The sequence below is a fragment of the Qipengyuania aestuarii genome (assembly GCF_019711535.1).
GTDB lineage: Bacteria > Pseudomonadota > Alphaproteobacteria > Sphingomonadales > Sphingomonadaceae > Qipengyuania > Qipengyuania aestuarii.
Map to the genome: position 1 here is coordinate 498,195 of NZ_JAIGNP010000001.1, position 13,763 is coordinate 511,957.

At 63.5% G+C, this 13,763-nt stretch carries 9 protein-coding genes; 1 reads left to right on the forward strand and 8 read right to left on the reverse strand.

Annotation, left to right across the window (positions count from 1 at the left end):
- Positions 1-20 precede the first annotated feature (20 nt).
- The 8 genes from addA to K3175_RS02515 all read right to left on the reverse strand — a co-directional run bounded on the left by addA (position 21) and on the right by K3175_RS02515 (position 13,088).
- Positions 21-3,500 carry a double-strand break repair helicase AddA gene (gene addA, locus K3175_RS02480; RefSeq protein ID WP_345719298.1) on the reverse strand — a complete coding sequence of 1,160 codons (3,480 nt, stop codon included), beginning with the start codon at positions 3,498-3,500 and terminating at the stop codon, positions 21-23.
- Positions 3,497-6,514 (reverse strand): double-strand break repair protein AddB, encoded by a 3,018-nt coding sequence (addB, locus tag K3175_RS02485; RefSeq protein ID WP_221541781.1) that lies wholly within the window; start codon positions 6,512-6,514, stop codon positions 3,497-3,499. The genes addA and addB overlap by 4 nt, the downstream gene beginning before the upstream one ends.
- Positions 6,507-7,229, reverse strand: coding sequence for a nucleotidyltransferase family protein (locus tag K3175_RS02490; RefSeq protein WP_221541782.1), 723 nt, complete (start codon positions 7,227-7,229; stop codon positions 6,507-6,509). The genes addB and K3175_RS02490 overlap by 8 nt, the downstream gene beginning before the upstream one ends.
- Positions 7,226-8,215: an aminoglycoside phosphotransferase family protein gene (locus K3175_RS02495; protein ID WP_221541783.1), complete on the reverse strand. Its 990-nt coding sequence runs from the start codon at positions 8,213-8,215 to the stop codon at positions 7,226-7,228. Before K3175_RS02495 ends, K3175_RS02490 begins: the two co-directional genes overlap by 4 nt.
- Positions 8,212-8,649 (reverse strand): tRNA (adenosine(37)-N6)-threonylcarbamoyltransferase complex ATPase subunit type 1 TsaE, encoded by a 438-nt coding sequence (gene tsaE / locus K3175_RS02500; RefSeq protein WP_221541784.1) that lies wholly within the window; start codon positions 8,647-8,649, stop codon positions 8,212-8,214. The genes K3175_RS02495 and tsaE overlap by 4 nt, the downstream gene beginning before the upstream one ends.
- Positions 8,646-10,988 (reverse strand): sensor histidine kinase, encoded by a 2,343-nt coding sequence (locus K3175_RS02505; RefSeq protein WP_221541785.1) that lies wholly within the window; start codon positions 10,986-10,988, stop codon positions 8,646-8,648. Before K3175_RS02505 ends, tsaE begins: the two co-directional genes overlap by 4 nt.
- Before the next feature lie 96 nt (positions 10,989-11,084).
- Positions 11,085-12,494, reverse strand: a complete 1,410-nt coding sequence (gene ahcY, locus K3175_RS02510) for an adenosylhomocysteinase (protein WP_221541786.1) — start codon at positions 12,492-12,494, stop codon at positions 11,085-11,087.
- Positions 12,495-12,629: 135 nt separating this feature from the next.
- The gene (locus tag K3175_RS02515; protein WP_221541787.1) at positions 12,630-13,088 is read right to left on the reverse strand and encodes an S-adenosyl-L-homocysteine hydrolase; all 459 of its coding nucleotides are present in this window, start codon (positions 13,086-13,088) and stop codon (positions 12,630-12,632) included.
- Between the two features lie 172 nt (positions 13,089-13,260).
- On the opposite strand from K3175_RS02515, the gene K3175_RS02520 reads away from it, so the two are divergent.
- Positions 13,261-13,740, forward strand: a complete 480-nt coding sequence (locus K3175_RS02520; protein WP_221541788.1) for a peroxiredoxin — start codon at positions 13,261-13,263, stop codon at positions 13,738-13,740.
- The last annotated feature ends 23 nt before the right edge of the window (positions 13,741-13,763 follow it).

The following is a 13,763-nucleotide window of genomic DNA, read 5'->3' on the forward strand; positions in this document are numbered from 1 at the left end:
CATATGGGCGCGTGGGCTAATTACTCAACGGCCATCGCGGGAAAGCTTTCCTGCCGATCGGCAAATGCGGCCTTGTATGGCGCGAGAGTGGCGGCGGGCAAGGCAATGAGTTGGGGTGTCTGGGTGTAAAGCACGGCTGCGTCCACCGCACGGCCCGGATATATCGCCTCGAGCGCCGCGACATAGGCCGCCATCTGGCGAAGCGTTGTATCCGGGATGGCGTCGAGCGATGTCGGCGGGCGGCGGGCGGTCTTGAAATCGACCACGGTCACCTTGTCAGGCGTTACCAGCAATCGGTCTGCGGTCCCCATCACGACCTGCCCCTCCACTGTCGCCGCAAGCGGGATTTCCGCTAGCGCGCCGGGTCCGAAGAGATCGGCGAAGCCCGGTTCGTCCAGCACGGCCAGAGCGCGCGAAAGCATCTCTTCGCGCTCTCCTGCAGGCAGATCGTTGGCCTGCCGGGCCAGCCATTTCGCCGCAGCATCCTCGCGCCGCTCGGGTGCCACTTCCGGCAACCGCTCTAGCAGCGCGTGGATTAGCACGCCGCGCCGGGCCGCACCGGCAGCGGCTTCCGGCGGGAGCGGCGGATCGCTTCCTTCAACTTCACCCAGACCCGACGGCGCGAGCGGGCGTGGAGGCCGCGGTTCCGGGCCGACGGGCTGCTGCGCCCATAGCGGCAACTGAGTAGTCGCGACCTGCGTCTCCTTCGCCGGGGCAGGCACTGCAGGAGCCCGCTCGCCCGTTTCCCAGCGGGCGCCCCAGATCGCATCGTCGACCGCCTCATCCTCGTCGAACAGCGCCGAGAGCCGGGCGTACCAGCTATCTTCATGCGGCCCGTTCTTGGCATCGCGCGGGCCAAGCGAGCCGCCGATAAACAGCGCCTCTTCCGCGCGGGTCATGGCCACATAGAGCAGGCGCCAGTGTTCCTGCATCGCGCGGGTGGCGTTGAGCTCTTCCACGGCCTTGAGCGGACCGACCTTTTCTTCCTTGGTCAGGGGAGGCAGCGGAATGATATTGCTCTCTTTCGCGCCGAGCGGCGTGTCCTCAAGCGCGAGTTCGCCTGAGGCATCGGGCCTGATCGCCGCATCCGCCAGGATCACGATGGGGGCCTGCAGACCTTTCGAGCCGTGGCCCGTCATCACGCGGACCTGATCGCCGCCCTTGCCTGCCTCGCGCTTCACCTCGCCGTCTCCGGCATCGAACCAGCGGATGAAGCCCTGCAGGCTCGTGACATGGGTCGATGCATAGGCATTCGCGGCGTTCAGCAGTTCGTCCACCGGATCGTTCGCTTCCCGCCCCAGCCGCGCCACCAGCTTGCGGCGACCATCGAGCGGACCGACGAGAATGTAGTGCAGCAATTGCTGCGGACTGTCGTAATCCGCACGGCGCAGAATTTCGCGCAAGCCATGGACCGTCTCCGCAATGCGCGGATGGTCCGAGCTGCGCACATGGTCCCAAAAGCGGATGCCTTTCTCACGCCATCCGAATTCGAGCAGCTCTTTCTGGCTCCAGCCGAACAGCGGCGAGACAAGCAGGCTTGCGAGCGTGAGATCGTCCAGCGGCTGTGCAGCAAAGCGAATTGCCGCCATCAGGTCCTTCACCGCCAGCGGATTGCCGAGCCTCAGCCGGTCGACACCGGCCACCGGCACCCCATGCGCGTAAAGCCGCGCCACGATCAGCGATGCAAGCTCGCGCCGTTTCTGGACCAGCACCATGACATCGCCCGCTCCGGCCCGCCGCGCCTCTCCCTTGACCAGAGTGAAGCCATCCCCCGCGGGATCGAGCCAACTGGCGACTTGCTGCGCGATCCGGTCAGCGATCAGGCGATCGTGCCGCGCAAGCCAGCCATTCTCCTCGCTCGCCTCATCTTCGCCTTCCGCGATGCGGACCTCTTTCCACAGCGTAACCAGACCGGGCGCATCGGCACCGATATGGGGGGGCGATGGCTCTTCCAGCCCGAAATCCTGATGCCCGATGCTGGCCATCGCCCTGTCCACGAAGCCCAGCACCGTCTGATTGGTCCGGTAGCTCCGGCCGAGGTCATATTCCTCCAGCCGCCCTGCCCCGTGTGTCGCCCTGCTTTCCATCGCAGCAGCCGACGCCGCATCCATCTTGTCGCGGAAATAGTCGCGGGCCTCGCGGAAGTTCTCCGGACTGGTGCCTTGGAACCCGAAGATCGCCTGCTTGTAATCGCCAACCGTGAAAATGGTGCGGACCGCATCACCGCGCGCCCCGAGCCCGTCGAAATAATCATCGGTCAGTGCCTTCACGATGGCCCACTGCGCCTTGTTCGTATCCTGCGCCTCGTCGACGAGAATGTGATCGAAGCTGCGGTCGAGCTTGTAACGGATCCAGTCCGCCATCTGGCTCGACGACAGAAGGCGAGCGGCACGGTGGATGAGGTCGTCAAAATCGACGAAGCCTTCACGCGCTTTCGCCTCTTCCCAACGCAGCGCGAAGGCGCGCCCGGCCTCCAGCTGCGGGGCGAGAAAATCGGCAAGTGCGAGCAGTTCGCGCCGATCGTTCACTGCTGCGACCGCCGCAGCTATCTCCTGCTGCTTGCCCGGGAAAGCGGAATCGTTCTTCTCCGCACCCTTCATCGAGGTGGGCTCGCCATCCTTTTTGAGGATGCAATTTCGCTGGGTGAAGCCGCATAGTTCGGCGAGGCGCGTTGCTGGTTCCAAAGCCAGCCAGTGCTGGATGAAGGATGTGCTGGTCTCGGCGGCCTTGGTTTTCCATCCATCAAAGGCTGGCAGCATGGCGCGCAGCGTACCGACCGGGAAGTTCGCGTCCGAGCAGGCATCGGCCACCCACGCCTCATCAGCATTCACAGGCACGCCGAGCAGGCGCCGTACCGGGTCGCGAAGGCCGTGCTGCCATCCCGGCTGATCCCACAGTTCCTTATGGCGCGCGCAGCGCATCAACCAGCCAAGCACGGCATCGGGGCCCTTGCGGCGGCTCATTTCCGCGACCGCTTCGCGAGTGGCGGGGTCGCCCTCGGCCAGCAGATCCGAGAGAACATCGCGGCTCAGCAGATCGCGATCGCGGTCCTCCATCGGCTGGCTGCCGGGAAGCACGCCTGCCTCGCTGGGAAAAGCGCCGAGCAGGTATTGCGCAAATGCGTGGATCGTGTCGATCCGCAGGCCCCCGCCGGGGCAGTCGAGAACGCGGGCGAAGAGCGAGCGGGCGCGCGACTGGGTATCGGGATCGATCCCCGCACCGAGATGGCCCAGTTCCAGCGCCAGCTGACCCGCATCCATGCGAACCCAGCGCGCCAGCACCGAATTGACGCGGACCGCCATTTCCGCCGCGCCAGCCTTGGTAAAAGTAAGGCAGAGGATCTGCGATGGATCGGCATTGGGTTCCAGCAGTAGCCGCAGCACGCGCGCGGACAGAACCTGCGTTTTGCCGGTTCCCGCACTGGCAGACAGCCAGACACTGTCCTTCGGATTGACGCTGTCCGCCTGCGCGTCCTTCAGGGGAAAGACCTTGCCGCTCACGCTGTTGCTTCCTCGTCGCCCTGGCGGGGAAGCCATTCTTCCAGTCGCATCAGCTGATCGTAGGTGTCGTAGGCTGGGTAGTTCGGGTTCTCCCTCGCCGTGAACGGCGCCTCGCCCTTGATGTATTTGCCGATCGCGTCACTCAGTTTGCCACGGGTGAGCGGCAGAAAGTCCTCTGGCGCGATGCCGCTCCGCTTGCTGCCCACCTTGAGCGGCACTTCGACATATCCGAAGCCGTGAGGATTATCGTCCTTGGCCCGGCCAAGCGACCAATACTCATAACCACCGGGCTCGCCCGTCAGGCCTTTGAAACCGTTGTCTTCTGCGATCAGGCCGAGAATACCGAGCTGGAGCGCAAAACCTTCCTCGACCATGGCCGCGCTGGGCGGTTTTCCGGTTTTATAGTCGACGATGGCAAGGCTTCCGTCAGGCAGTCGGTCGATGCGATCTGCACGGCCGTGGACGAATACGCCGTCGAATGTCATCGCACCCTTGGCTTCGACTGCCAGCACCTCCCGCTCTTCATAGCCAGAGACGCTGGCCTCCACCCATTCGAGCGCCTTTTGCAACCGCGGCTGCCACAGCCCGCGAATGAGCGGATCGGCATTCTGCTGGTCGAGTACCTGCTCCATGATCGGCCCGATACGTGCCGCGGAGTCCGTGTTGCGGGCCACGTGCCAGCGTTCGAGTATCTCGTGCGCGACATTGCCCTGCCACAATGCATCCGGATCTGAGTCGAGCGCATCGAGATCGGACAGACCCATGATCTTCTGGGCGAAAAACTGGTAGGGATCGCCCAGCAATCGATCGAGCGCCGTAGCGGAGATGTCGACATCGCGCTGTTCAGCCGACGGTGAAGGCCGCGGACGCGGGTAATGCGGCGCCGCTTGGGCGCGGGTCATGACTTGGGCGAGCGAGATCGTTCTGCGGTCCTCGTAATTTGGCAGCAAGTCTCCGAGCAAGGCCTGTACGCGTAGGAGGAAGCGGCTGGGGATGGCGGGCCCGCCCTCGTCTCGTTCGCTGCGGCTGAGCACCACTTCGGGCGCGCCCATCGCACCTGCGAGATCGTGTGCGGACAGACCAATGCGGAAATCTCCGCCCGGCACGCCCAAGGCGCGCAGGACCGGCGGCGCAAGCAGCGCATCGATGCTTCCGCGAGCAGGCCAGACGCCTTCGTTGAGGCCGGCACAGATCACCAGATCAGCCCGGTTCATGCGTGCTTCGAGCAAGCCGAGGACCTGCACCCGCGCGTGGCCTCCATAGGGAGGGCGCACGGCGCGTTCTTCCATCGCATCGCCCAGCACCGCAGCGATGTCTCGCGGTGCGGTCTGAAACGCAGCATCGCGCGCATGCAGCCGGAACTCCTCGACGAAGCCAGCAAGCGTTCGCCCGTCTTCCTGTGCCCAAAACTTCTCTCCACAGAGCCCCTCGGCACTGGCGGCAAGCGTGTCGATCAGGTCGGCGAGATCAATCGGTATATCCCGGTCGATTTCGACCAGCGGGGCCACATGCGCTTCTGCGACGCTCCACCAATCTGCCATGTCCGGCTGTCTCTCTGCCAACCGGGCGATTTCCGAACGCGCCGGTTCCAGCCCAGGCGTGAGGCGCGGCCCGCGAAGCGCGCGTTCCAGCTTGCGCAACCGCTGTAACCAACGCCCGCGGTCCATTCTGCCATCCACCAGCGGGTGGCCGAGCAATGCCATCAGGGGAACCGCCTTCGCCCCCTCCGCCATGACCTCTGCAGCAAGAAGAAACGCCCGCCCAGCCGCAGTTTGCGAGAGCGGACGACCGGCGGAATCGTCCGCCACGATGTTCCAGCGCGCAAGATGGTGGACGACGCGCCGCGCCAGCGGGCGGTCTGGGGTGATGACGGCAACACGTTTTTCAGGCTCCGCCAACGCCTCGCGGATCAGCAGCGCAATCGCTTGCGCCTCCTCCTCGGGATTGGCCGCCTCCATCAGGCGCACTCCCGACAGACGCCGTTTTTCGGCTGGCAGCTCGACCCAGACCTTGCTCGCCTCGGGGGGCAGGAACAACGCCGATATCGCGTGACTGCGTTCGGGCGGAGCCGCGGTCATGCCCTTCCGGTGCCACGGCTGCACCTCCTCGCGCGCGACCCCCATCCGGCTCAGTAGCAGTTTGAGGTGATACTGCGGGTGCGTGACTGCATCTTCGCGGGCGAACACGGCATCGCCGGGGTTCGGCGCGGCTCCAGCGCGGCCCAATTCTTGCCACACGGCGGCGTTCATTGTGAGATCGAAATCAGGAAGAATTACCGCACCTTGCGGTAATTCGCTCACAACCCGTAACAAGCGCGCCAAAGCTGGGGCAGCACTGGTGACGCCTGCAGCCACGATCGGGGTCGCAGGCGGGTTCGCCTTCCAGATGTCACGCGCCTTGTCGAACAGGCGGTTGCGGCGCGCGGCGGCGTCGAGCATGCCATTCTCGCCCAGCCATGTGAGCCATTTCACCTGCACGTTCGCAAACAGACGGATGGATTGCTGCCAGTGCTCCGACAGGTCGGGAAAGATGTCGACCACCTTTTCATCGAGCAATTGCTCGGGCCCTACATCCTCAACCAACAAGCGGTCCATCGTGGCGCCGGTTTCGCGCGCCAGCCTGAGCAGCGTCGCGCCCTTGGGGGCATCGTCACCCATCTCTTCGGCAATGAGCCTTGCGAGCGCGAACATGCGCCGCTGCGGATCGATCGCGGGTTTTATGTCGCTCGTGCCAAGCGGATCGAGCAGCGGCCCCAGAGCCTCGTCCAGATCCAGATCACCCACCACTGCCATGCGCGGCATCAGCAGGCCTGCGCGGCCCTCACCGCCAGCATGGCGGATGAACGCTTCGGAGATAGTGCGCCGGGCGCGTGAGCTGGGCAGCAGCAGGGTTAGTCGCGCCAAGCCCAGTTCGCCGTCTCCATACCGGGGCACCAGCCCGGCGACGAGCGCGTCGGCGAAGCCTCTGTGCGCGGCGATGGAATAGACTTGCGGCCCGCTCCGCGCCTCAGCCACCCGTCAGCGCCTCTTCGGTCGGCCGAATATGCTGCGGCGTGCCGACTTCGTACCACATGCCGGTGAAGGCGATGCCAAACAGGCGCCCTTCCTCGATCGCCCGGTCCCAGAGGATATTGGTCGAAAACTTTCCGTCCGGCGCATCGCGCAGCAAGCGGTGCGAGACCAGCTGTATGCCGGTGTAGATGAAGGGCGCGATGCGGCCCGGCAGCTTGCGCTTAAGCTGGCCCCGCCCATCCATGTAGAAATCGCCGGACCCATCGAAATTCCGCGCTCGTGCGTGCGTCACCACCAGCAGCAGCGCGTCCATCCGTTCGGGATCCCAAGCGGCGGACAATTCTTCGAAGGCGTTGCGCGGACCGTCGAGCCAGATGCTATCGGCATTGCACCCGAAGAACGGATCAGGAAGCATCCCCGCAGCCTTCGCTTTGACCATCCCGCCGCCGGTTTCCAGCAATTCGTCACGTTCATCTGAGAATTGCACCGCCGGACATTTACGTGGCCCGAGATGCGCCTCGATCGATTCGGCGAGGTAGTGCACATTGACGACCGCTTTTTCGATCCCCGCATCCTCGACCCGGTCAAGGGCGCGGTCGATGAGCGGCTTGCCCAAGACGCGCACCAGTGGCTTCGGCGTGGTTGCCGTGAGCGGGCGCATCCGTTTGCCGAGACCGGCAGCCATCAGCATCGCGGTATCAGAAACGAGGCGGCTCACGAAATCTTCCCCCCGTGCGCATCGCGCAGATCCTGCGGAATATTGGCGTCGAACCAGGCCGCGACCGGCGCCATGGCTTCATGCGCCAGATCGCGTTCCATTGCTTTCCAGACGCGCGGGACCATGCCGAGATAGCGCGGCTTGCCGTCGCGCTTGAACAGGCGCGTGAAGATGCCGACGATCTTCGCGTTCCGCTGGGCCCCGAGCCGCGCGTAATCGGCTTCGAAATGCTCGCCAGGATCGGCTGCTGCGCGGTAGCGGCACAGCATGTCATGTTCGAATTGGTGGGACACGTCGCGCCGAGCATCCTGAAGAAGGCTGACGAGGTCGTAAGCGGGATGGCCGACGAGCGCGTCCTGGAAGTCGATCAGGCCCTGCTCGCCTGCAAGAGCGCCATCTTCCAGCAGCATGATGTTTTCGGCGTGATAGTCACGCAGCACCGTCACACCGGGATTCTGACGCGGGAGCATCGGAGTGAGCGCCTCTTCCCAAGCCGCCTCCCACCCTGCCTCATCGACTGTCAGGCCAACTGCGGGGCAGTACCATTCCAGGAAAAGCGCCGCTTCGCGCTGGTACACGGCCAGATCATAAGGTTCGAACGGGCCGGGAGGCAGGCGGTGCAGCTGAACCAGCGTGTCGATCGCCTTAGCATAGATGTCATGCTCGTCACCGGGATGATCGTCGACCCATTCCTTCATGCGCGTGTCGCCGAAATCCTCGGTCAGCACCCAGCCCTGCGACGCGTCCTCGCGTAGGATTTCGGGTCCGCGCAGACCATTGGCATTGAGCCATTCGGCAACATGCAGAAAGGGCTTCGGATCTTCATGCGGCGGAGGTGCGTGCATCAGCATCGCGCTTTGCCCACCACGGCGGATACGGAAATAGCGGCGGAAGCTGGCATCGCCCACCAGCGGGGCGATCTCTGCACCTTCCCAGCGGGTCGCACCGAGGAAGGTCTGGATGTCGTCGAATATGGCGTCGCTCATGGCATGCGGCTTTGCCAAGCCTTGCCTGGCTTCACAATGGCCTGTCTGCCCTCTCCCACCGTTTCCAGCGCGATTGAAAGGCAAGTGGCCTCATGTTCGAAGCCGCCAGCATGATCGGGCCATTCGGCAAGCAAGGCCGCCCCTTCCCTGTAATCATCCAGGCCTATCTCCGCCGCCTCGGAAGGATGATCGAGTCGGTAGAAGTCCGCATGCACCAGCGGAATGCGAAGATGATCGTAGGTTTCCACGATGGTAAACGTAGGAGAGGGCACCTCGCCCCGGTGGCCGAGTGCCGCGATGATCGCGCGGGCCAGCGTCGTCTTGCCGGCACCCAACCCGCCCGACAGCGCGACGACATCACCGGGCCGCAACTGGCCTGCAATACGTTCGCCAAAGGCTTCCATGGCAGCGAGATCGGCAAGATCCACTATCATGGAAGCGTGATCGTCACAGTGGTTCCGGCGTTCTTCCTGCTCTGGAAGTCCAGCGTGCCGCCGTGCGCCTCGATCAGCTGGCGAGCGAGCGGAATGCCAAGGCCATGCCGCCGTTCGATCCCCTTTCCATCGCTGCTCATGCGAATTCCTTCCAGCGCACGGGTCATTTCGTGCTGACTCATGCCTTCCCCCGTATCTGTGATCGAGATACGGTTCACTCCGCGACGTTTCGCGATCTCGATCATGATCTTTCCGTCGCGCGGCGTATGAGCGATAGCATTATCGAGCAGCTGGCCGATTGCCCGCTCCAATTGCTGCCGATCGACCTCTATCGACTTTTGCGGATTGCCATTGAGATCGAGAGATAGTCCCGCACCGATAATGGCATCTTCCCGCTGACGAACGATCTGTTCCAGGAACGGCAGCACCTGAACCTTGGTCTTTCGCAACGGCATCAGTCCGGCTTCGGATTGCGACAAGTCCAGCACGTTCTCCACTTGCTCGGTCAACTTCTCGACCGAAGTGGTGATGGCCTGCACATATTCCTTGGCCTGGGGCGAAAGATCGCCCGCCACCCCTTGGGTCAGCAGTTCTGCAAAGCCCCCGATCGTGGTCAGCGGTGTCCTGAATTCGTAAGACATACTCGCTAGAAAGCGCGTCATCACCGCATCCGCCTCTTCCAGTGCGCGGTTACGTTCTCTCAGCGCCTGCTCTGCCTGTTGAGAGGCCGTTACATCGAGCACGGTGAGCAGGCCGTTCCCGTCCGGCAGTGGCACCCCGCTATAAGTGAGTGTTCGCCCATCGGCGAGTTCGACAGTATGCTGGTTGTTCTTGCGGTCGAGCGTGGCGGCGCGAATGGTTTGCCCGATCTTGCCGACCTCTTGGGGATTGGCCAGCTGTGTGGCAATATTGCCAAGCAATTGTTCGGCTTGCGGGTGCCCGTCCAGAGCTTCGCTCTCGATACCCCAGGCGATCGGAAAGCCGCGATTCCACAGTTCGAGATGGCCGTCAGGCGCAAACACCGCCAGCGCTTCGGAGAGACTGTCAAACGTCGCTGTGCGGGTTCTGAGCAAAGTGTCGCGAGTGGCGGACAAAGCGAGCTGTTCGGTGTGGTCTTCCGCGATCATCACCAGCCCCCCGTCAGGCAGCGGCTGCGCAACCAGGCGAAGATGCGTACCGTCGGGGAGTGGCCAGTTGAACTCTTCTGGCTCGTCCTTCTGGAACCACTCGCCCAGTTCCTTGCGCCAGCTGGGAAAATCGCGGACCTCCGGGATCTTGCCGTTTTCGCGCGCCACGGTCAGCATCTGATCGAAGCGAATGCGATCCCCGACCACGCCCGGCGGCAGGGCGAAGGTGCGGTGGAAGGGCTGGTTCGCGAAGGTCATGCGCTGGCGCGAGTCGAACTGAGCAACCCCGATCGAAAGCTGGTCGAGCATCGAGCGCTGGGCTTCTCGGAAAGCACGGAATTCGCGTGCCTGCTCCTCCATCTCCTCGATATCGATCGCGTAGCCGGCAATCCCTTCCCCGACCAGAGGAAGGTCGGTGACACGCACGGTGCGCCGGGCGTTGTTGATCGTTGCGGAGAGGATGCGTTCGATGGGTTGGCGCCGATCCGCCGCCTGCTGCGCTACCTGCGCCGCACTGCGACCACCGATCTGTTCGACCAGTTCTATCTGATCCGCCACAACCCGGTCTGCACTCTCGGCACCGACCGCTTCGACATAGGCCTTGTTGACCAACCGCAGATGCATGTCCGACCCGCGGAACCACATGGGCATGGGAGCCGCTTCGATCAAACCGACCAAGGCTGCGAAATCGTCACGCGCGCGGGCCGCTTCCTCGCCGAGCCGGGCCAGCTCTTCTTCGGTTTCGGTGAAGTCGAATGCCCAGACCAGCGCGGCCCCGCTGGGAGATACCATCGGGTCCGCCAGCGCTCCCCTTAGCGAGAGCGTCTTTCGCGAACCGATGGGCCGGAGCACCATTTTGAAGGGTCGAGCAGTCTTTTGCGTCCGGCGAACATGGGAGGAAAGCTCTTCCACCTGCTCTTCGGAAAGGCCGCTTCCATCCGCGCGGGACAATTCGGTGAGATATTCGGGCACTGTGTCGAGCCCGATCCAGCGGGCAAAGCGATCCGGTGCTTCGATCCGCCCGTCGGACCGCACCAAAAGCGCGATCGCCGGCCCATCTTCGACCATGCGGGCGAGACGCCGCGCGGCGTTGCGATGCGCACGCGCGCTCCGGATTTCCCGGCTCGCCTTCAGCATCAGGAATATCGCTGCCCCGGCCCACAGCGCAAGCAACAGGCCGATCAGGGGCAGGAATACAGGCGTGATTTCCATTACAAGCCAGCTATGCCGCTAGCGGGCTCGATGCAACCGCAGATGCAGCCGCCATGGCGGCGGCCCGACGCCAAGCCGGGCCGCCCCTGCCGCCTGTCAATAACGGTAATGCTCGGGCTTGAACGGCCCTTCGACGGGAACGCCGATGTAATCCGCCTGGCCCTGGCTGAGCTTGGTAAGCTGCACACCCAGCTTGTCGAGGTGCAGCGCGGCGACCTTCTCGTCGAGCTTCTTGGGCAGGACGTAGACGTCGTTCTTGTAAGCGTCGGTGTTCTTCCACAGCTCGATCTGCGCCAGCACCTGGTTGGTGAAGGAACAGCTCATCACGAAGCTGGGGTGGCCGGTGGCGCAGGCGAGGTTCACGAGACGGCCCTTGGCCAGCACGATGATTTCCTTGCCATCGGGGAACTTCACCAAATCGGTGCCGGGCTTCAGTTCGGTCCACTCATAATTGTCGAGCGCCGAGATCTGGATCTCGCTGTCGAAGTGACCGATGTTGGCCACGATCGCCATCGGCTTCATCGCCTTCATGTGCTCTGCGGTGATGACGTCTTCATTGCCGGTGGTGGTCACGAAGATGTCGGCGCGCTTCACGGCCTCTTCCATGGTCACGACCTCAAAGCCTTCCATCGCTGCCTGCAGCGCGCAGATGGGGTCGATTTCGGTGACCAGCACGCGCGCGCCGCCATTGCGGAGCGACTGGGCAGAGCCCTTGCCGACATCGCCGTAACCGGCGACGCAAGCGACCTTGCCGGACAGCATCACGTCGGTGGCGCGGCGGATGGCATCGACCAGCGATTCGCGGCATCCATAGAGGTTGTCGAACTTCGACTTGGTCACGCTATCGTTCACATTGATCGCCGGGAACGGCAGCTTGCCGCCCTTGGCGAGGTGGTAAAGACGGTGAACGCCGGTGGTCGTTTCTTCCGAGACGCCCTTGATCGCCTTGACCGACTTGGTGAGATAGCCGGGCTTGCGCTTGAGGAAATCCTTCAGCGCGCGCTGCATCTCGATTTCCTCGGCATTCTGCGGCTCGGGCATTTCTTCGCCCGCCTCGATCCGCGCACCCCACAGCGCGAACATGGTGGCATCGCCGCCATCGTCGAGAATGAGATTGGCGGTGAGGTCTTCGTCACCTTCGGTCGACCAATCGAAGATCTTGCCGACATAGTCCCAGTAATCGGCGAGGCTTTCACCCTTGATGGCGAAGACCGGAATGTCCTGCGCGGCGATGGCGGCGGCGGCGTGATCCTGCGTGGAGTAGATGTTGCAGGTCGCCCAGCGTACTTCCGCGCCCAGCGCTACCAGCGTTTCGATCAGCACGGCCGTCTGAATGGTCATGTGGAGCGAGCCCACGATGCGCGCGCCCTTAAGCGGCTGCGCCTCGCCATATTCTTCGCGCGTGGCCATCAGGCCCGGCATTTCGGTTTCGGCGATGCGAATTTCCTCGCGGCCATAATCGGCGAGGTTGATGTCCTTGATAACGTAATCGTTGAATTGGGCCACGGGCGGTCCTTTGCAATCTCGATAGAAGATGTGCCGCACATGAAAATGGGCGGCACCTTGATGGCGCCGCCCTAGCCTCTCGCCGATAGGAGGGCAAGCTGTCCGCCCGCCCCCCTACCCGGCTCCGAAAAGCCTTTAGCGTCGCGCCCACAGGCCTCCGCTGCGCGGTGCCGGGCCGAGCAGTTCGTCGGCAGCCTGTGCGAGAACAGCCGGATCGCTGTTCTTCGAGAGATCCTCGGTGATCTCCTTGAGTTCCGCGCAGCCCAGCCACGGGTGGCCCTGACCATATTCGTTCGCCATGCCGACGCTGATCCGGTCGAGGGCGCGCTTGGCGCCCTTCTTGCCATGCGCGGCCACGAGGCCGCCTTCCAGCCGGCGCGCGGCCGAATTCAGCGCGGTGATGTGCGTCGCTGAAAACTTGCGGTAATGCGGCTGGAAATCGTCCGCACCCATCCGGCACCGCAGCGATGTTACCATCAGCATGATGTCGAGGCGGCGTACCTGTTCGTCCTGGCTGGTGGCGCTGGCTGCCGTCGGTGTAAGCACCAGAGCAGCGGCGATGGAAGCAACCCCCAATTTCTTCGTGAAATGCATAATACTGTGTTCCCTGAGCGAGCGTCCCGTGCTCGCCAGGAAAGGCCTAGGGTGGAAAATTTACCGACACTTAAAGCCCCGCGGTAAAGCCATCTTAACCATGCGATGGCTTGCAAGGCTGACGCAGCGCATTAAGTCGCGTGGCAGGATGGGACATACAGGAGTTTCCAAAATGACAATCAACGTAGGCGATCGCCTGCCCGACGTAACTCTGGTAAAGGCCACCGAAGAAGGCCCCGAACAGGTCCAGTCGTCCGAGTATTTCGCCGGCAAGACCGTGGCGCTGTTTTCGGTTCCGGGCGCCTTCACGCCGACCTGTTCGGCCCGCCACCTTCCCGGCTTCGTGGAAAAGGCCGACGAACTGAAGGCCAAGGGCGTCGACGAGATCGTCGGCACCGCCGTCAACGATGCCTTCGTGATGGGCGCCTGGAACAAGGCCGCCGGCAGTGACGACATCACCATGCTGGCAGACGGCAATGGCGATTTCGCCGAAGCGGTCGGCCTGACGATGGACGGTTCGGGCTTCGGTCTCGGCAAGCGCGGCCAGCGCTATTCCATGCTGGTCGAAGACGGCGTGGTGAAGCAGCTGAACGTGGAAGAGCCGGGCGATTTCTCGGTCTCCAGCGCGGACCATATGCTCGGCCAGATGTAAGCCGGGATGTCCCGGGCCGCGTG

What these genes read in the sequence shown, in the direction of transcription:
- K3175_RS02495 (WP_221541783.1), bottom strand. Translation starts at nt 8,215, where the DNA reads ATGAGCGACGCCATATTCGACGACATCCAGACCTTCCTCGGTGCGACC.
- K3175_RS02520 (WP_221541788.1), top strand. Translation starts at nt 13,261, where the DNA reads ATGACAATCAACGTAGGCGATCGCCTGCCCGACGTAACTCTGGTAAAG.
- tsaE (WP_221541784.1), bottom strand. Translation starts at nt 8,649, where the DNA reads ATGATAGTGGATCTTGCCGATCTCGCTGCCATGGAAGCCTTTGGCGAA.
- K3175_RS02515 (WP_221541787.1), bottom strand. Translation starts at nt 13,088, where the DNA reads ATGCATTTCACGAAGAAATTGGGGGTTGCTTCCATCGCCGCTGCTCTG.
- K3175_RS02505 (WP_221541785.1), bottom strand. Translation starts at nt 10,988, where the DNA reads ATGGAAATCACGCCTGTATTCCTGCCCCTGATCGGCCTGTTGCTTGCG.